The following is a 15,759-nucleotide window of genomic DNA, read 5'->3' on the forward strand; positions in this document are numbered from 1 at the left end:
TGACACCAAAACGCCGAGCAATTCGGTTCATTGAAAAGTCACTTGCGTATAAAACAAGGGCGTTCAGCTTGTCTTTTTCAGGCACACCTCGTGAAATTTTTTCTACATTTTTTACATTTGTACCGCTTTTCCCCTCGAACAAAACCGCTTTTAAAGCAATCTTAACCATTCACAAAATTTACATACAATCATTTTTAGAGACTTTTAAAAGAATTTCTTTACCAGTTCTAACAAAAAAGATCTTTAGTTAAAAGCTTATTTTTTTAATTAGGTGGAGCAAAGTCTATAATTTTTTAAAAGTCCAGACATCAGATGAAATTAAAATTTTATTAATCTTTATGCAAAAAATCAAAAATTAAGAGAAGTGTAAAAAAAATATTATTTAATAGTAAAACAAATAAAACATCAAGTTTTTTTTATTAAAATTTATAGAACGAATAAATATAATCGTTTTAAAAACATGTGGTTTTTTGTGTAGAATTATAAAAAAAACTATTGACTTTTGTTATTTTTTCGTTTATCTTCGCAGGGTGGAATTCAAAAACTTATTTTTATGTTCGAAAAAAAAATTAAAACTAAAATTTCTTTTGGAATTTTTTTTGGGATTTTAGCAAGCCTTTACTCAGGAAACTTTGCTTTTGCGTCTGGAAAAGGTGAAGAGTATAATGGTTTGGAAGGTGGTGAGGCCAACTCTTTTTCAGGGCAAGGTTCCGTGAGCGACTCAGAAGAAGGCGATTCAAGCAGCATCAATCCTGAGCTAAGGGATATTATCTATCAAGATCTTGGTCTGGAAGTTCCTCATCAAGAAAGCGATTCAAGCAGCATCAATCCTGAGCTAAGGGATATTATCTATCAAGATCTTGATCTGGAAGTTCCTCATCAAGAAGTAAATCTTAGTGAATCCTCTTCTTCGGAAGAACAAGAGCAAAATCAACAACAAGTGGCGGATTCGGGTGAAGAAGATTTGGGTGTGGTTAAAAAGGTAAAACCTAATGATAGTCAAGACTAAAAAAGTCTATGGTAAAAAGTGAATCTTAGTTTTTATTAAGAGTAAAATTTTTTTAATCTATAACTTAAAAAATTTCCAAGAGAAATCTAATTTTTTTTAATAATCGAAATTTTTTAGATTTTTCTTGGTTTTTTTTATCGGGTAAACTACAGTTATTTTCTAATAGCTTATTTTTCTAATACTTTTTGGCGGAACGCTAAAGCAGATACAGCCAGCTTATTGTTGTTTTTGATCGAAAATTAATATGAGATAGATCAAAGTAAAGTGTTTTTTCAGAGTTAAATTAAGTTCCCAAAATTGATAGTTAGAAGTTTTTATTTTTTCTATTGATAATCTACACTTATTAAAATTTTCGATAATTTTTATTTTTTGTGCGTTAATTTTTTTATTTTTTTAATAAATCGCAAATAAGTTACTGTAGTTTGTAATCTGAAAGTTTTCTTGGTTCTTTTATTAATTTTATTTATGCTTGGAGCGTTATAAAAAATATTTTTTTATTTACGTGTTTTTATTTTTATTTGACTTGTTTGTTTTATATTTTTTCTTATGGTTATTTTATTTTTTTAATTGGATTTGTGTTACTATGGCGAATTAAAATTTAAAAAATTACGCAAAAGATTGGGAGAAAAAATAGTTTTTTGAAAAATCCCCCTTGATTGTATTGGATGAAATGTGATACAAATTATAAAAATGAAGTTAGAAAAAGAGTTCTATGTCGAAAGAAACGTTTAAACGTGATAAACCTCACGTTAATATCGGTACAATTGGTCATGTTGATCACGGAAAAACGACGTTGACGGCAGCAATCACGAAATATGCCAGCAAGCAAGGTATGGGAGAATTTAGGGGGTATGATCAGATTGATGCCGCTCCTGAGGAGCGCGCCAGAGGAATCACGATTTCTTCTGCCCATGTAGAGTATGAAACAGCAAATAGACATTATGCCCATGTGGATTGTCCGGGACACGCGGACTATGTAAAGAATATGATTACTGGTGCTGCGCAGATGGATGGTGCTATTTTAGTGGTTTCTGCCACAGATGGTCCTATGCCCCAGACTAGGGAGCACATTTTGCTTGCTCGTCAGGTGGGAGTTCCAAAGATTGTTGTCTTTATTAATAAAGTAGATTTAATGAAAGATGAAGAGTTAGTAGATTTGGTGGAAATGGAAGTTTTAGAGCTTCTTACTCAGTATGGATTTGATGGAGAAAATACACCAATTATTAGAGGTTCTGCTTCAAAGAGTTTAACTGAAGATGATCCTGAGTCTTCTCGGTGCATTAAAGATTTAATGGATGCTGTGGATCGTTATATTCCAACTCCAGAACGTGATATTCAAAAACCGTTCTTGCTTTCTGTAGAAGATGTTTTTTCTATATCTGGGCGTGGAACTGTAGTGACTGGGCGTATTGAGCGCGGAAAGATTAAGGTAGGAGAAGAGGTTGAGATAGTTGGTTTAAGAAATACTGTAAAATCTATTGTTACAGGGGTTGAGATGTTTCGAAAGCTCTTAGATGAAGGTCTTGCAGGAGACAACGTAGGGGTGTTATTGAGGGGAATAAAGAAGGAAGATGTTGAAAGAGGCCAGGTATTGGCAAAGCCCGGAACTGTAAAACCTTATACTAAATTTAAGTCGGCAATTTATGTTTTAACAAAAGAGGAAGGGGGAAGACATACTCCGTTTTTAAGCAATTATCGCCCTCAATTTTATTTCCGTACTACGGACGTTACGGGAAGTATACAGCTAGAAGAAGGGCGTGAAATGGTTATGCCGGGAGACAATGTGACGCTGTCTGTTGAATTAATCTCTCCTATCGCTATGACAGAAGGAGATAGATTTGCAATTCGAGAAGGGGGAAGAACTATTGGGTCTGGTGTCATTTCAGAAATATTAGGGTAGATTGATGTCGAATTCGCAAAAAATTACAATGTATTTGAGAAGTTATGATTCGGCGTCTTTGGCGCGTGCGGTGAATTCTATTGTGGAAACCGCATCTCGCTCTGGAGCAAATGTTTCTGGCCCTATCCCTTTTCCTAAAAGAGTGCGTAAGTTTACGGTCTTAAGGTCTCCTCATGTTAATAAGGAGGCCAGAGATCAGTTTGAAATTGCTTCTCATTGTCGATTTATTATTCTAGAGATTCCTGAGCAATCTTCGGTTATTGAGGCGTTGAAAGGGTTAGATTTAGGTTCAGATGTTGATGTGCAGATTAAAGTGGGGTGAACATTTTTGATGAAGCAGCGTGTAGGAGTAATAGCGCGTAAAATAGGAATGACGCGGGTTGTAGAAAAGAATAGAGTAGTAGCGGCAACATTGTTACAAGTAGATTCTTGTGTGGTTCGATGTAAAAAAGAGGGTGGAAGAACCTCTCTTCAAATAGGTGGTGGAGTTAAAAAAAAGGTTTCTCGTCCTCTTCAAGGGCATTTCAAGAAGTTTGGGGTTCCTTTTTTCGGAAAGCTTTGTGAGTTTTTTGTCACAGAAGAAGGGATTCTTCCAGAAGGGGCGTTTTTGAAGCCTTCTCATTTTGTTGTTGGGCAGTGTGTTGATGTTACTGGAATTTCCGTTGGAAAAGGATTTGCTGGGGGCATGAAGCGTTGGGGGTTTAGAGGGTTGCCTGCGAGCCATGGAACTTCGGTTTCTCATCGCTCTCATGGTTCTACTGGAAACCGTAAAGATCCTGGAAAAGTTTTTAAAGGAAAAAAAATGGCGGGTCATATGGGGTGTTCTACGATTACGGTTCAAAATCTTAGAGTTTTGAGTGTTTTGGATGAAGACAACCTTATTGTTGTTGCCGGAGCTGTTCCGGGTTCTAAAGGAGGGTGGATAAAAATTCGAGACGCTGTAAAAGTTCCGCTTTCAGAAAAAGTTTTTTGGCCTGGAGTTTTTGATTTGAGTGCGGTAAGTACTGAAGCTCCTTCTTTGTCGGAGGAAAATTTATGAACGTAGATCAAAAAATCGATCAAAATGATCGTTGTCAAGTTTTGAATTGGCAATGGGAATCTGTTGGAGAGGTTGAACTTTCTCCTTTTATTTTTCAGCAAGGTGTTCGAAAAGATATTTTGACGCGCGTTGTTCTTTGGCAACTTGCTAAGCGTCGTTCTGGAAATCATAAAACTAAGGGGATTAGTGATATTTCTGGAACTACTCGTAAGCCTTATCGTCAAAAAGGAACGGGAAATGCTCGTCACGGGTCTCGTCGTTCTCCTCAGTTTGTGGGGGGAGCTGTAATTTTTGGTCCCGTTGTTCGGAGTCATGAACACAGTTTGAATAAGAAGGTCAAGTCTTTTGGACTTCGCGTTGCTCTTTCTTTGAAAAGGCAGCAAGGAAATCTATTTTTTCTTGAGGATATTTCTGTTCCGTCTTGTCTCAAAACAAGGGATTGTCGAGTTTTTTTTGAAAAAACAGGAGCTAAGAGTGCTTTGTTAGTTTCTTCGGATTCTACTTATGGGAATATTGAGCGGGGAATTTTGAATTTACCTGCTTACAATGTTTTGCACCAAGACGGATTAAATGTCTATGATATTTTGCGTCATGAGCATTTGATTATATCAAGGAGCAGTTTGCAGTATATAGAGGGACGGTTGCAATGATACATCGGTTTTGGAACAGAGATAAAAAAAATAAATTATCAGATACTCAAGTTTTGAGTGTTATTATTGGTGAAGTTGTAACAGAAAAGTCTTTTCTTTTGAGTCAAAATAAAAATCAGAAGGTTTTTCGGGTTGCTTTTTGGGCAAACAAAATCCAAATCAAGCAAGCTTTGAAGGATATTTTTAAAATTGATGCGGTGTCCGTCAATACTTTGGTTGTTAAAGGAAAGGCTAGACGATTTAAAGGACGCAAGGGAATTACTGGTGCATACAAAAAGGCAATAGTTCGTTTTTCTGATGGTCAGATTTTAAATCAGAGTTTTAATATTGGAGAAATTTAATGAGTTTGAAACACTATAATCCTACTTCTCCAGGACGAAGAGGCTTGATCACTTTAGATCGTTCTGAACTTTGGAAGGGGCGTCCTGAAAAGTCTTTAGTTTGTTCTAAAAAAAGAACTGGTGGTAGGAATGCGCAAGGTCGTGTGACTTGTCGTTCTCGAGGGGGGGGGACAAGACCTCTTTATAGGGTTGTTGATTTTGATCGAAACTCTGGTGGAAATGGTATCGTTTCTTCTCGTGTGGAAAGGTTAGAATACGATCCTAATAGAAGTGCGTTTTTGGCTTTGCTTTCTAAAAATGATTCGAGCAAGACGTCTTTTAGCTACGTAATTGCTTCTTCTGGGATGAAAGCAGGAAGTGTTGTGTATTCTGGAGAGGGGTGCGAAATTCGTGAAGGGAACTCTCTTCCGTTATCTCGAATTCCTTCAGGAACTTTCGTGTATAATGTAGAGTTAAAAATCGGTAAAGGAGCTCAAATTGCACGATCCGCTGGGACCTATGCTCAGGTTATGGGAAAGGAGTTAGATTATGTTCTGGTTCGGCTTCCTTCTGGGGAAGTGCGGAAAATTCATAAGAATTGTTGGGCAACTATAGGGGTTGTTTCTAATGCGGATCATCGAAATATTTCTTTAGCGAAAGCTGGTCGGAATAGGTGGCTAGGATTTCGCCCTCATGTTCGTGGTGTTGCTATGAATCCTGTAGATCACCCTTTGGGGGGGGGAGAGGGGAGAACGTCTGGAGGAAGGCACCCAGTTTCTCCTCAGGGACAAAGTGCAAAGGGTTTGCGTACCCGTTCTAAAAAAGCTAAGTCGTGGAAATTGATTGTTAGTCGTCGTAAAAAATAGGAAGGAGTAGTTGTGGCTAGATCTGTTTGGAAAGGTCCATTCGTGGATTTACATCTTATGAAAAAAGTTGAAAATTTAAAAAAATCTGGAAAAAATACTCTTATTAAGACGTGGTCTAGGCGTTCTACTATTTTGCCTCAGATGATAGGAGTTACGTTTGCTGTGCATAATGGTCGTAAATTTATTCCTGTTCTGATAACAGAGGCGATGTTTGGTCATAAGCTTGGGGAGTTTTCTCCTACACGGACTTTTTATGGGCATTCTGGGGATAAAAAGACAAAGCGTTAGGAGGTAGAGTATGAATGAAAAAAAGCAGGTGCATGCGTGTTGGCGTATGATACGTATTAGTCCTCAGAAACTAGGAGTTGTTGTCTCTTGTTTACGTGGGCATTCTTTGGGGAGAGCTATAAAGATTTTGGACGGTATGAAAAAATCTATAGCTCCCGGGATAAAGAAATTTTTACTTTCTGCAAAGTCTAATGCGGTCAATAACTTTCAGTTAAATCCGGATTCTTTGCGCGTGTCAGAGATAAGTGTTGGAAAAAATATGGTTTTGCGTAGAAGGCATATTGGTGGAAGAAGTCATTCTGGAGAAATTCGAAAGCCGTTTAGTCAAATACGTGTTGTTTTGGAGGAAAAATAAATGGGACATCGAACGAATCCTATTGGTTTGCGACTTGGGATTAATAGAGGCTGGAATGCACTTTGGTTTGCGGACAAAAAGCAGTACGCTTCTTATGTGCAGGAAGATCTTATAATTCGATCATTCTTTCAAAAGCGACTTTCTAGTGCGGGAGTTTCTCGGATAGTTATTTCCCGTTTAGATAAAAAGCCTCATGTTACAGTTTATGTTGCTCGTCCTGGTGTCGTTATTGGAAAGAAAGGTGCTGGAATTGATGATTTGTTATCTCAGTTAAGGAAAAATCATGGAATTTCTTGTTTTTTTAACATTGTTGAATTAAGGAAACCAGATCTTTATGCTCAAGTGGTCGCAGACGACATTGCGCGTCAGTTGGAAAAGCGTGTATCTTACAAGAGAGCTATGAAAAAATCTTCAACCTCTGCCATGAAAATGGGGGGCAAGGGAATTCGCATTAATTGTGGAGGAAGGTTGGGAGGTATCGAAATTGCTCGTACCGAATGGTATTTAGAGGGACGCCTTCCTTTACATTCTTTTCGAGCTGATATAGACTATGCTTGTAGTGAGGCCCATACAACTTCAGGAGTTTGTGGGGTAAAGGTATGGATTTATAGAGGAGACGTTTTAGAAAAAGGTTCTTCTTTAGTTGAAAGACGTTTAGGTGAAACGTCTGTAAATCGTGTGGGGTAATGAGTAATGTTAGCACCAAAAAAACAAAGTTTCGAAAAGCCTTTAAGGGAAGGATTCATGGAAATGCTGCTCGGGGAAATAGTGTGGCGTTTGGAGAGTATGCTTTAAAGGCGGAGACTGCAGGACGTATTGATTCCCGTCAAATCGAGGCAGCTAGAAAAAGTATGACGCGTCATATGCGTCGTGCTGGGCGTATTTGGATTCGTTGTTTTCCCAGTGTTCCCGTTACTTCTAAACCTGCAGAGGTTCGTATGGGAAGTGGAAAGGGAAGTATCGATAGGTATGTTTGTCGTGTTGCCCCTGGTCGTATTCTTTTTGAGATTAGTAATGTTCCCGAAGATACAGCGCGGGAAGCAATGCGATTAGCGGCAGCAAAGCTTCCTATTAGTGGACGTTTTGTAAAGCGTTCCAGCCAAGGAGAGTAGATTTATGAAGAGTACAGAATATTTAAATAGTTTAGTAAAAATGTCTGATCGTGAGCTTTTTGATGAGCTTTTGGGACTTTTAAGGCAGCGAGCTGCTTTTTCTTTTACTAAGGGGAATCCTCAGACTAAGGCGCTTTCTCATCGTGTTCAGTTAGTGCGAAGGAATATTGCTCGTTTGAAGATGGTGATGGCGCAACGTAAGAAGGAGAAGTAGGTTATGGCAAAACGTCAGTTTATAGGGCAGGTTGTTAACAAGTCTTCAGATAAGACAGTAATGGTTTTGGTTCACCAAAGACAAAGACATCCTTTGTACCATAAAGAAGTTTTGAGAAGGAAAAAGTACATGGCTCACGATGAGAAAAATGAATTTAATGTGGGGCAAGTAGTTCTTATAGAGGAAAGTCGTCCATTTTCTAAGAGAAAAAGCTGGGTTGTTTTAGGGAAAGCGGAGAATATACAATGATTCAAATGCAAACGCGTTTGCAGGTAGCAGACAATTCTGGTGCTAAAACTTTGATGTGTATTAAAGTTTTGGGAGGAGCCAAGCGGCGTGTGGCTAACATAGGTGATGTCATTATCGCTTCTGTTAAGACTGCTATACCGGGGGCAAAGGTTTCTCCTGGTTCTGTGGTTCAAGCGGTTATTGTCCGCGTGAAAAGTCCTATTCTACGTTCTGATGGAACTACTATTGTTTTTAGTGAGAACGCTGCTGTTTTATTAAAGAATCAAGATCCAATAGGAACTCGTATTTTTGGTCCGGTAAGCAAAGAGTTGCGTGGGAAATATTCAAAGATAGTTTCTTTAGCTTCTGAGGTGTATTGATGAAGGACAAGTGCAAGATTAAGAAAGGTGATATAGTTGTTTTAATTTCTGGACGAGACAAAGGAATTAAAGGGGCGGTTTTAGAGATAGATTATACTCGACAAAGAGTTTTAGTAGAAAATTCAGGGGAAGTTCTTCGTCATACTAAGCCTTCTTCTAAATATCCAGATGGAGGGATCGTGAAGAAAAATTTGGGTGTTCACTGGTCTAATGTCATGATTTTGGATCCTGCGTTTAAGGATTCGGCGTCCGAGTATTGTTCTAGGGAGGTGTTGACACGTATCGGTTTTAAGTTTGATGAAAAAGGGGAAAAATTTCGTTATGCTAAGCGTTCTGGAGAATTTATTGGGAGGGTAAGATGAGGTTGTTGTACGAGGAGAGCGTTAAGCCTTCTTTGATTGAAAAGTTTTCTTATACAAATGTTCATCAGGTTCCTTGTTTGGAAAAAATAGTTTTAAATGCTTCTTTTGGGAGAAAAATGGGTGATCAATCATTTTTTGATTCTGCAGAATTTGCTCTTAGTCGTATTTCTGGACAAAAACCAGTTATTACAAAAGCGAGAAAGTCTAATGCAGGGTTTAAAATACGTGAAGGAATGCCTTTGGGATTGAAAGTGACTTTACGAGGCGCAAGGATGTATGATTTTCTTCGAAGGTTAGTGTACATTGCTATGCCTCGAATGAGAGATTTTAGAGGAATGAAGCCGCGTTTTGATGGAAATGGAAACTATTCTTTAGGTATCAAAGAACAGCAAATTTTTCCAGAGATTAATTACGATCAAGTGAAAGAGACTTTGGGGCTTCAGATCGTTTTAGTTACTAGCGCTTCTACTGACGAAGAGGGGCTGGCTTTGTTAAAAAATTTTGGTATGCCGTTTAGGGAGTGAGTTAATGGCTAGAAAAGGATTGATAGAAAGTAATCATCGAAAAAAGAAAATGGTGCAAAGAGATAGACTTAAACGTTCTTCTTTAAAAAAGATAATTCATGATAGAAGCATTCCTTTGGAAGATCGGTTTAATCACGTTTTAAAGCTTTCTAAAATGCCAAGAAACGGAAGTTTGGTTCGTGTTCGGGGGCGTTGCGCGTTGACTGGAAGATCTAGAGGGGTGTATCGTTTTTTTGCGCTTTCTCGTATAAAATTTAGAGAGTTAGCTTTGACGGGTGATTTGCCTGGCGTAAGAAAGTCAAGTTGGTAAGGGAGAGAAAATAATGGCTTTTACAGATCCTGTTGGAGATATGATAACGCGTATTAGAAATGCGCAAAAAAGAAAAAAGAGATAGTTTTGGTTCCTGTTTCTAGGTTGAAAAAGAGTATTTTAGATGTTTTAGTTCAAGAAGGGTATATTTCCTCTTATTCTGAGATTGGTGATTCTGTGAGTTGTGCGATGCTTAAGGTACAGCTTAAGTATCATCGGACTCGTCCTGTGATTCGTGAGATAAAGCGTGTTTCTAAGCCAAGTGTTCATTTTTATCGTAAACTTAGTGATAAACATAGAGTTGCTTCGGGGTTGGGAAGTGCTATTTTGACGACTTCTCGAGGTGTTGTTTCGGATGTTAAGGCCCGGGCTTTAGGTGTGGGCGGAAAAGTTTTATTAACAGTATGGTAAAATTTATGGAAAAATTAAAAAAGGAACTAAAAGTTAAGATTCCTAGGATTGCAGCCAACGGGGTGAAAATTCCAAAAAATGTAGAATATAGGCAAGACTCAGGTGAGGTGATTTTTTCTTTCAGTGGGCAAGAAATCAGGAGATTTGTTCCGGATTATATTATAGCTAAGTGTTTAGAAGAGAAAATTTTTTTGACGTTGGCTCCTATTAACACTTCGGTGTTGACAAGAAAAGAGCAGAGGACTAGAATAAGCGAGTTGGGTACTTATTCTAGTTTATTGAAGTCCGATGTTAATGGAATTTTGGAGCCTTTTACTAAAGTGTTAGAGCTTGTTGGTGTTGGGTACAAGGCTGAGCCTCATAAGGATGGAATTAAGTTGAGTTTGGGGTATAGTCACGATGTAATTTGTCCTTTGCCTTCTGGAGTGAGTTTGACTATCGAAAAACCTACTGCTTTTAAGCTGTCTTCTAGAGATAGGGTTCTTTTGGGGCATGTAGTATCTTCTATTTTGAAGGTTCGTCAGGTTGAGCCGTATAAAGGGAAAGGAATTCGTATACAAGGGCAATATGTCCGTATGAAGCAAGGTAAAACAAAGTAAGGTGGTCTGTATGTTGTATAAATCTTCTACAAAAGAAAGGCGTAAGCATCGTATTCGGGAAAAAATAAAAAATAGGAAAGATATTGTTAGGCATCGTCTTTCTGTTTTTCGTTCTGGGCGTTATATATATGCGCAAGTTATTGATGACGTAAATCAGTGCACTGTTGTTAGTGCGTCTTCTTTAGAGAAGGAGTATAAAGCTAACTTTGGGGGGGGAGATTGTAAAGCTGCTTCCTGGGTTGGAGAAATGGTTGCAAAGCGAGCAATAGAAAAGGGGTTGAAGGATGTGGTTTTTGATCGCGGGTGTTACAAATTTCATGGAAGAGTTAAGTCTTTAGCAGATTCTGCTCGTGCTTGCGGGCTAAATTTTTAGTAGGAGCGTTGTATAATGAAGGAGAATGTTCAAAGAGAACTGTACTCAAATTTTAAAAACAAAGAAAAAGAGCTGATGAAGGTGACAGTGAAAGTTTCTCGAGTTTCTAAAGTAGTGAAAGGAGGGAAACGCTTCAATTTTTCTGCTTTGGTTGTGGTTGGAGATGGAAAGGGAAGGTGCGGATTCGGTTCTGGAAAAGCTAAAGAAGTGGCAAGTGCTGTTAAAAAAGCTACAGATCAAGCGTCAAAGCATCTTGTTCGTGTTCCTTTAAAAGATGGGCGAACTTTTTTTCATGATACTTTGGGTAAGTATGGAGCTGGTGAAGTTTGTATCCGTTCTGCAAAAAAGGAAAAGGAGTGATTGCCGGGGGTACTATGCGTGCTATTTTTGATGTTATGGGAGTTCAAGATGTTGTGTCAAAAATTCTGCGTTCTGCTAATCCCCATAATGTGGTGAGAGCAACCTTTGAAGCTTTTAAAAATATGGAAACTCCCCGTATTGTGAGTCGAAAAAGAGATAAAAAGTTGAGTGAAATTTTTGGTAAAGTTCCGTCAGGGGAAGAAGCATGAAATACTGTCGTTGTGTGCAATATCGGAGCTCCATTCGCGTTTGTGAAGCTCAGAAAAAAATCTTGAGGGCTCTTGGGTTGAGAAAGTTAGGGAAATCTAAGATGCTTCCTATTTGTCCTTCTGTTCTTGGGATGGTACATAAGGTTAAGCATTTAGTTAGGATGGAATTATGTTAAGTGAATTGAAAGATAATTGGGGATCTCGAAAATCTTCTCGTCGTGTTGGAAGAGGCATTGGTTCTGGGAGAGGAAAAACTTCGTCTCGTGGTGGAAAAGGACAAACTGCACGTTCTGGTGTAAGCATTAAGGGATTTGAAGGAGGACAGATGCCGTTGTGTCGTCGTTTGCCTAAGATGGGGTTTGTTTCTTTTCGAAAATTTCGTTTTTGTTCTGTGAATTTGGATAGAATTCAAGATGCCATAGACTCTGGAGTTTTAGATCGTTCGGTCCCTATTACAATGGATGTGTTAGTTGAGAAGGGATTTTTTAAGAAAGCGAATGTTCCGCTCAAAATATTGGGACGTGGGGAGTTGCGTTGCTCTGTAAATATTGTCGCTGATGCTTTTTCTGCTCAAGCTGTGACTAGAATCACTGAAGCGAAAGGAACATGTACTGTGGTTTCCTCTAAAAACTTATAGGATTTTTAGATTTTTATGTCCAGAAACTCATTTTTTCAGAACATTTTGAAAAATTTAAGCATCGATGCTTTCATGAAAGCTTCTGATTTGCATCGAAGAATTTTTTTCACGCTTTGGATTTTTATTATTTATCGTTTGGGGACTTATATCCCTCTTCCTGGTATTGATCCAGTGGGGATGCGTGTTTTGGCGGGAGATTATACGTCTCAGGGAATATTAAAGATGTTTAATATTGTCTCTGGGGGAGCTTTAGAGCGAATGAGTATATTTTCGCTAAATTTAGGACCTTACATATCTTCAAGTATTATTGTTCAGCTTATGACTGCAGTTTTTCCTTATTTTACTATGCTTAAAAAAGAAGGAGAGGCGGGGAGAAGGAAGCTAAGCCAGTATACACGATATGGGACTATTGGTTTGGCTACAGTGCAGGCGGCAGGTTTGGCTTCTTTGCTGAGCTCTGTTCCTGGGCTTGTTTTGGACCCTGGAGTGTTTTTTCATTTTAGTACTGTGACGACTATCGTTGGTGCAACGCTGTTTTTGATGTGGTTGGGAGAGAGAATTACTGCAAGAGGGATTGGAAATGGTTCTTCTATGCTGATTTACGCTGGAATCATAGCCAGTTTACCTCAAAGTTTATTTCAGTTTCTGGAATTAGGGCGTACTGGGGGAATTACTTTTTTTGAAGTTTTTTTTGGCATGTTGGGAGTAGTCGGGTTTGTTTATTTTATCACCTTCATGGAAAAAGCTTATTACAAAGTTGGAGTTCAGTATTCTCGTCGTCCGGAGATGGGGGCTCAGCATGCTATGGAGCGTCCTTACATTCCTTTGAAGTTGAATCCTACGGGAGTATTACCTCCTATTTTTTCTATGGCCTTGTTGGGTTTTTTTTACTCTATGTCTAATTTGAAAATTATGGATAGCTTGTGGCTTATTGGCCCCTTGTTGAAGTTACTTTTTGTTCACCCAGTGGTTTCTATTTTTGTTCGAGTTGGGCTAATCATTTTCTTTGCTTTTTTCTACACGACGATCGTTTTTAATCCTGAAGAAAAGGCTAAAGAGTTGATGAGTAATCACATTTCTGTTCATCCACTTAGACCTGGTGTTATGACAGCGAATTACTTCACTTATCTTTTGAATAGGCTAACTGTTGTGGGGTCTATTTACATTGCATCTGTTGTTGTTCTTCCTGACGTGTTAAGTAAAATTTTCTATATTTCTTTTCCTATTGCGGGAACTAGTGTATTGATAGCGGTTAGTGTGACGCTCGAAACTACTTCTCAGTTTTTTTCCTATATCGTTTCTCATCAGTATAGTCGTTTATTTAAGAAACAGAAGAGAAAGACATTATGAAAAAGGAAATTATGAAAAAAGGAATTGTATTTTTTGGTCCTCCTGGATCTGGTAAAGGAACCCAAAGTATACTGCTTTCGGATCGATTGAACATTCCATTGGTGGCTATGGGACAACTTCTTAGAACGGAAGTTGTACAGAATACTTCTCTTGGAAAAAAAATAGAGGATTCTTTAAAGCGTGGTGAGTATTTAAGCACTTCCGATGTCATGGAGGTTTTGAAGATTCAGCTTGATAAATTTCCAGATGCTTGGGTTATTTTGGATGGAGTTCCTCGTTCTATCGAGCAAGCAGAAGCTGTTGAGCAGTATGCGTTTTCTGGCTTTTTATGTATCGAAGCTGTGGTTTTTCTTCAGATTTCCCCGGAAAAAGTTTGGGATCGTATAAGGAATCGTTTATCTTGCGTTCATTGTCAAAAGGATTATTGTCATAAAGTAGATCTCTGCTCTAATTGTGGTTCTAAAGAGTTTTCCAAACGCTCAGATGATAAAGAAGAGGTGGTCCTGAGAAGATTAAACGTGTTTAATGAGAAAATTCGTAGTATTTTTGATTTTTATAACGAGCAAAAAAAGGTTTATTTGATTCAGGCAGATAGAGATGTTGAGGAGGTTTATTCTGATATTATCGCTTGCATTCTTCCTTTGATGAAGAAATGAATAGGGGATTTTCGTTATAAGTGAGTAAGAAAAATAAATTTTTTAATTTTTTAGTTTAAGTGCTTTTGGTAACAATTAAAGGCTATTATTTAGACGAACAGTGTTTGATGTATGTTGCAGGTTTTATTTTTATAGTTAATCTACAATGCGATAGTCCCCCCCCATCGTGCGAGCCTATTTCTTTTCAATAGGATTGAGATCCGGTGAGTATGGGGGAAGGTAAAGAATGCGATGTCTTATAATATATTTCAGAAATATTCAGAAGACTGATCACCTTTTTACGAAAATCAATACTAAAGAAATAGTTAACCATTTTTCGAAAATAAACATTCCCTCCCCACCAAAGAGACTGATTGTGAGCTTTTTTTGATGTTTTCTAGAGCGTCTCGTCACGAGATTTTATCCCAAAAAATATTGCTCTAATTTGAAGGGCAAAAAGGAACGATTTGACGTGTTTACAGTATTGTGTTGAAATTTCTCTCCATTCTTTAAATTTTAGGAAAGCGTTTTCGATGGTATGTTTGAGAGTGTACAGATGATTATTCATTAGACTTCTTCGTAAACTATCATTTAGCTAACTCTATATCAGAAATAAGATTAAATCTAAGTCCAAATCTTTTTTTCCTATTTCTGAAGCGATGAGTTTAAATCGTTTAAGAAATTCGATAACATTTTCATTAAACACTCTTTTACTTAAAAGTTTTTATAACCTGTATTTATGATTTAGCTAACCTTCTTAATAGGATCATGGAATGGGCTATCATACTCATGTTTCCAGCAGTCGCTATGGCAATTTCAGCCATGCAAATGTTCTTTCGACTCCAACGCTTTAGCAAGTATAGCCCATTCTTGAGATATACGCTCTGAGATTGCTATAGTATTTATTCAATAGAGTTCTCACAAATTCCTCCATGGAGTTTCTATATCCAGCATCTGCACACACTCCCTTTAATGCAGGATATTTTTGCAACGCTTCCTAAAAAACTCTGCACCCAGCACCTGTGTCATTGGCCTTATGAACCGTGATATGGAGCAGATTACCTTGCGTATCAACAACACTATGCCGTTTGCGCATCTTTTTTCCCCCCTCTATACCTATTTTTTCTGAGGCTCCTGTGGGTTTAACACTTTGTGAATGATGCTATAGCTGGGATTCTTACTCCTTTCATACTTACTTCGGCTAGTCTTAACAAGTTCATGCATCACTTTTTCCCATACCCCCTTAATCCTACATCGTCTATAAAACGAATGTACCGTCGAATATGGTGGAAAATCTTTTGGTAGCATGCGCCATTGAAACCGATTTTGATTATATAAAATACTGCATTACCCCCCTCTTTTTTGTTGTATTTGCTTTTATTGCCGCTATCAAAATGATGCTTTATCACATCCCTATCTCTCTTTTAAATCACTTGGTTAATTCATCTTCTACACCTCCAGGCCTTTTATATCACACTTTTTTATTCATGAATACAGGTACTGTTTGATCCCAGAGAATTATGGAGTATATTATGAAGACAATAATTCATGGAAGAAAAGTTTATGGGACAAGTATTACATGCAAATGCCAGAACGACTGAGGCACTCCGTAGAGAGAAATAGTGAAG

General features: G+C 38.0%; 29 protein-coding genes and 2 pseudogenes. 27 read left to right on the top strand and 4 right to left on the bottom strand.

Going from position 1 to position 15,759, the window contains the following annotated elements; translation table 11 throughout:
- The coding region (locus HE1_RS09565) for a helix-turn-helix domain-containing protein (RefSeq protein WP_162480174.1) at positions 1-169 on the bottom strand (169 nt) is incomplete at its 3' end.
- 333 nt (positions 170-502) lie between these two features.
- On the opposite strand from HE1_RS09565, the gene HE1_RS01730 reads away from it, so the two are divergent.
- From HE1_RS01730 to HE1_RS01850, 26 genes and pseudogenes are all read left to right on the top strand, one after another.
- Positions 503-1,009, top strand: a complete 507-nt coding sequence (locus tag HE1_RS01730) for a hypothetical protein (RefSeq protein WP_006304541.1) — start codon at positions 503-505, stop codon at positions 1,007-1,009.
- 712 nt (positions 1,010-1,721) lie between these two features.
- Positions 1,722-2,909, top strand: a complete 1,188-nt coding sequence (gene tuf, locus HE1_RS01735; RefSeq protein ID WP_006304543.1) for an elongation factor Tu — start codon at positions 1,722-1,724, stop codon at positions 2,907-2,909.
- A 4-nt stretch (positions 2,910-2,913) separates the two neighbouring features.
- Positions 2,914-3,231, top strand: a complete 318-nt coding sequence (gene rpsJ, locus HE1_RS01740) for a 30S ribosomal protein S10 (protein ID WP_023491789.1) — start codon at positions 2,914-2,916, stop codon at positions 3,229-3,231.
- A 9-nt stretch (positions 3,232-3,240) separates the two neighbouring features.
- The gene (gene rplC / locus HE1_RS01745; protein WP_006304546.1) at positions 3,241-3,948 is read left to right on the top strand and encodes a 50S ribosomal protein L3; all 708 of its coding nucleotides are present in this window, start codon (positions 3,241-3,243) and stop codon (positions 3,946-3,948) included.
- On the top strand, positions 3,945-4,598 hold the full coding sequence (gene rplD / locus HE1_RS01750) for a 50S ribosomal protein L4 (protein ID WP_006304548.1): 654 nt from the start codon (positions 3,945-3,947) through the stop codon (positions 4,596-4,598). The genes rplC and rplD overlap by 4 nt, the downstream gene beginning before the upstream one ends.
- Positions 4,595-4,939, top strand: coding sequence for an uL23 family ribosomal protein (locus HE1_RS01755; RefSeq protein ID WP_006304551.1), 345 nt, complete (start codon positions 4,595-4,597; stop codon positions 4,937-4,939). The genes rplD and HE1_RS01755 overlap by 4 nt, the downstream gene beginning before the upstream one ends.
- Entirely contained in the window at positions 4,939-5,784 is an 846-nt protein-coding gene (gene rplB, locus HE1_RS01760; RefSeq protein ID WP_023491791.1) for a 50S ribosomal protein L2, read from the top strand. Before HE1_RS01755 ends, rplB begins: the two co-directional genes overlap by 1 nt.
- Before the next feature lie 12 nt (positions 5,785-5,796).
- Positions 5,797-6,072: a 30S ribosomal protein S19 gene (gene rpsS / locus HE1_RS01765; RefSeq protein ID WP_006299142.1), complete on the top strand. Its 276-nt coding sequence runs from the start codon at positions 5,797-5,799 to the stop codon at positions 6,070-6,072.
- Between the two features lie 10 nt (positions 6,073-6,082).
- Positions 6,083-6,427, top strand: coding sequence for a large ribosomal subunit protein uL22 (locus tag HE1_RS01770; RefSeq protein ID WP_006299143.1), 345 nt, complete (start codon positions 6,083-6,085; stop codon positions 6,425-6,427).
- Positions 6,428-7,114, top strand: coding sequence for a 30S ribosomal protein S3 (rpsC, locus tag HE1_RS01775; protein WP_006299144.1), 687 nt, complete (start codon positions 6,428-6,430; stop codon positions 7,112-7,114).
- Positions 7,114-7,539: a 50S ribosomal protein L16 gene (gene rplP, locus HE1_RS01780; protein WP_035544068.1), complete on the top strand. Its 426-nt coding sequence runs from the start codon at positions 7,114-7,116 to the stop codon at positions 7,537-7,539. Before rpsC ends, rplP begins: the two co-directional genes overlap by 1 nt.
- 4 nt (positions 7,540-7,543) lie before the next feature.
- Complete coding sequence (gene rpmC / locus HE1_RS01785) at positions 7,544-7,753, top strand: 50S ribosomal protein L29 (RefSeq protein ID WP_006299146.1); 210 nt, start codon at positions 7,544-7,546, stop codon at positions 7,751-7,753.
- Positions 7,754-7,756: 3 nt separating this feature from the next.
- The gene (gene rpsQ, locus HE1_RS01790; RefSeq protein WP_006299148.1) at positions 7,757-8,002 is read left to right on the top strand and encodes a 30S ribosomal protein S17; all 246 of its coding nucleotides are present in this window, start codon (positions 7,757-7,759) and stop codon (positions 8,000-8,002) included.
- The gene (gene rplN, locus HE1_RS01795; protein WP_006299155.1) at positions 7,999-8,361 is read left to right on the top strand and encodes a 50S ribosomal protein L14; all 363 of its coding nucleotides are present in this window, start codon (positions 7,999-8,001) and stop codon (positions 8,359-8,361) included. Before rpsQ ends, rplN begins: the two co-directional genes overlap by 4 nt.
- Positions 8,361-8,723, top strand: coding sequence for a 50S ribosomal protein L24 (gene rplX, locus HE1_RS01800; RefSeq protein ID WP_006299157.1), 363 nt, complete (start codon positions 8,361-8,363; stop codon positions 8,721-8,723). The genes rplN and rplX overlap by 1 nt, the downstream gene beginning before the upstream one ends.
- Complete coding sequence (gene rplE / locus HE1_RS01805) at positions 8,720-9,247, top strand: 50S ribosomal protein L5 (protein ID WP_035544074.1); 528 nt, start codon at positions 8,720-8,722, stop codon at positions 9,245-9,247. The genes rplX and rplE overlap by 4 nt, the downstream gene beginning before the upstream one ends.
- A gap of 4 nt (positions 9,248-9,251) precedes the next feature.
- Positions 9,252-9,557 carry a 30S ribosomal protein S14 gene (gene rpsN, locus HE1_RS01810; RefSeq protein WP_006299160.1) on the top strand — a complete coding sequence of 102 codons (306 nt, stop codon included), beginning with the start codon at positions 9,252-9,254 and terminating at the stop codon, positions 9,555-9,557.
- 13 nt (positions 9,558-9,570) lie between these two features.
- Positions 9,571-9,968, top strand: a pseudogene (rpsH, locus tag HE1_RS01815) (30S ribosomal protein S8).
- Positions 9,962-10,567 (top strand): 50S ribosomal protein L6, encoded by a 606-nt coding sequence (locus HE1_RS06365; RefSeq protein ID WP_052567201.1) that lies wholly within the window; start codon positions 9,962-9,964, stop codon positions 10,565-10,567. Before rpsH ends, HE1_RS06365 begins: the two are co-directional and overlap by 7 nt.
- Before the next feature lie 10 nt (positions 10,568-10,577).
- Positions 10,578-10,940, top strand: a complete 363-nt coding sequence (rplR, locus tag HE1_RS01825) for a 50S ribosomal protein L18 (RefSeq protein ID WP_006299163.1) — start codon at positions 10,578-10,580, stop codon at positions 10,938-10,940.
- A gap of 15 nt (positions 10,941-10,955) precedes the next feature.
- A complete protein-coding gene (locus HE1_RS10250) occupies positions 10,956-11,300 on the top strand; it encodes an uS5 family small ribosomal subunit protein (RefSeq protein WP_373279896.1) in 345 nt (114 codons plus the stop codon).
- A gap of 14 nt (positions 11,301-11,314) precedes the next feature.
- Positions 11,315-11,509, top strand: coding sequence for an uS5 family small ribosomal subunit protein (locus HE1_RS10255; RefSeq protein ID WP_373279897.1), 195 nt, complete (start codon positions 11,315-11,317; stop codon positions 11,507-11,509).
- 14 nt (positions 11,510-11,523) lie between these two features.
- The gene (gene rpmD, locus HE1_RS01835) at positions 11,524-11,685 is read left to right on the top strand and encodes a 50S ribosomal protein L30 (RefSeq protein WP_206537212.1); all 162 of its coding nucleotides are present in this window, start codon (positions 11,524-11,526) and stop codon (positions 11,683-11,685) included.
- The gene (rplO, locus tag HE1_RS01840) at positions 11,676-12,146 is read left to right on the top strand and encodes a 50S ribosomal protein L15 (RefSeq protein WP_035544081.1); all 471 of its coding nucleotides are present in this window, start codon (positions 11,676-11,678) and stop codon (positions 12,144-12,146) included. The genes rpmD and rplO overlap by 10 nt, the downstream gene beginning before the upstream one ends.
- 87 nt (positions 12,147-12,233) lie before the next feature.
- Positions 12,234-13,496, top strand: a complete 1,263-nt coding sequence (gene secY, locus HE1_RS01845) for a preprotein translocase subunit SecY (protein WP_206537213.1) — start codon at positions 12,234-12,236, stop codon at positions 13,494-13,496.
- Between the two features lie 11 nt (positions 13,497-13,507).
- Positions 13,508-14,152, top strand: a complete 645-nt coding sequence (locus HE1_RS01850; protein ID WP_206537214.1) for an adenylate kinase family protein — start codon at positions 13,508-13,510, stop codon at positions 14,150-14,152.
- A 174-nt stretch (positions 14,153-14,326) separates the two neighbouring features.
- Here HE1_RS01850 and HE1_RS10260 read toward each other — a convergent pair whose 3' ends face one another.
- Together HE1_RS10260 and HE1_RS08020 are read right to left on the bottom strand one after the other, a co-directional pair.
- Positions 14,327-14,410, bottom strand: coding sequence for a transposase (locus tag HE1_RS10260; protein ID WP_162480178.1), 84 nt, complete (start codon positions 14,408-14,410; stop codon positions 14,327-14,329).
- 308 nt (positions 14,411-14,718) lie between these two features.
- A pseudogene (locus HE1_RS08020) lies at positions 14,719-14,855 on the bottom strand (IS5/IS1182 family transposase); the annotation flags it as partial.
- 261 nt (positions 14,856-15,116) lie between these two features.
- On the opposite strand from HE1_RS08020, the gene HE1_RS08725 reads away from it, so the two are divergent.
- Complete coding sequence (locus HE1_RS08725; RefSeq protein ID WP_162531182.1) at positions 15,117-15,260, top strand: hypothetical protein; 144 nt, start codon at positions 15,117-15,119, stop codon at positions 15,258-15,260.
- On the opposite strand, the gene HE1_RS10265 is transcribed toward HE1_RS08725, so the two are convergent.
- On the bottom strand, positions 15,248-15,472 hold the full coding sequence (locus HE1_RS10265) for a transposase (protein WP_084490911.1): 225 nt from the start codon (positions 15,470-15,472) through the stop codon (positions 15,248-15,250). The two genes, HE1_RS08725 and HE1_RS10265, sit on opposite strands and share 13 nt — an antisense overlap.
- Positions 15,473-15,759: the final 287 nt, after the last annotated feature.

It is taken from the genome of Holospora elegans E1, from assembly GCF_000648275.1.
GTDB lineage: Bacteria > Pseudomonadota > Alphaproteobacteria > Holosporales > Holosporaceae > Holospora > Holospora undulata_A.

Bases quoted from the DNA above. Each gene is read 5' to 3' on its own strand.
- tuf (WP_006304543.1), top strand. From the start codon at position 1,722: ATGTCGAAAGAAACGTTTAAACGTGATAAACCTCACGTTAATATCGGT.
- rpsJ (WP_023491789.1), top strand. From the start codon at position 2,914: ATGTCGAATTCGCAAAAAATTACAATGTATTTGAGAAGTTATGATTCG.
- rplC (WP_006304546.1), top strand. From the start codon at position 3,241: ATGAAGCAGCGTGTAGGAGTAATAGCGCGTAAAATAGGAATGACGCGG.
- rplD (WP_006304548.1), top strand. From the start codon at position 3,945: ATGAACGTAGATCAAAAAATCGATCAAAATGATCGTTGTCAAGTTTTG.
- HE1_RS01755 (WP_006304551.1), top strand. From the start codon at position 4,595: ATGATACATCGGTTTTGGAACAGAGATAAAAAAAATAAATTATCAGAT.
- rplB (WP_023491791.1), top strand. From the start codon at position 4,939: ATGAGTTTGAAACACTATAATCCTACTTCTCCAGGACGAAGAGGCTTG.
- HE1_RS01770 (WP_006299143.1), top strand. From the start codon at position 6,083: ATGAATGAAAAAAAGCAGGTGCATGCGTGTTGGCGTATGATACGTATT.
- rpsC (WP_006299144.1), top strand. From the start codon at position 6,428: ATGGGACATCGAACGAATCCTATTGGTTTGCGACTTGGGATTAATAGA.
- rplP (WP_035544068.1), top strand. From the start codon at position 7,114: ATGAGTAATGTTAGCACCAAAAAAACAAAGTTTCGAAAAGCCTTTAAG.
- rpmC (WP_006299146.1), top strand. From the start codon at position 7,544: ATGAAGAGTACAGAATATTTAAATAGTTTAGTAAAAATGTCTGATCGT.
- rpsQ (WP_006299148.1), top strand. From the start codon at position 7,757: ATGGCAAAACGTCAGTTTATAGGGCAGGTTGTTAACAAGTCTTCAGAT.
- rplN (WP_006299155.1), top strand. From the start codon at position 7,999: ATGATTCAAATGCAAACGCGTTTGCAGGTAGCAGACAATTCTGGTGCT.
- rplX (WP_006299157.1), top strand. From the start codon at position 8,361: ATGAAGGACAAGTGCAAGATTAAGAAAGGTGATATAGTTGTTTTAATT.
- rplE (WP_035544074.1), top strand. From the start codon at position 8,720: ATGAGGTTGTTGTACGAGGAGAGCGTTAAGCCTTCTTTGATTGAAAAG.
- rpsN (WP_006299160.1), top strand. From the start codon at position 9,252: ATGGCTAGAAAAGGATTGATAGAAAGTAATCATCGAAAAAAGAAAATG.
- HE1_RS06365 (WP_052567201.1), top strand. From the start codon at position 9,962: ATGGTAAAATTTATGGAAAAATTAAAAAAGGAACTAAAAGTTAAGATT.
- rplR (WP_006299163.1), top strand. From the start codon at position 10,578: ATGTTGTATAAATCTTCTACAAAAGAAAGGCGTAAGCATCGTATTCGG.
- HE1_RS10250 (WP_373279896.1), top strand. From the start codon at position 10,956: ATGAAGGAGAATGTTCAAAGAGAACTGTACTCAAATTTTAAAAACAAA.
- HE1_RS10255 (WP_373279897.1), top strand. From the start codon at position 11,315: ATGCGTGCTATTTTTGATGTTATGGGAGTTCAAGATGTTGTGTCAAAA.
- HE1_RS01850 (WP_206537214.1), top strand. From the start codon at position 13,508: ATGAAAAAAGGAATTGTATTTTTTGGTCCTCCTGGATCTGGTAAAGGA.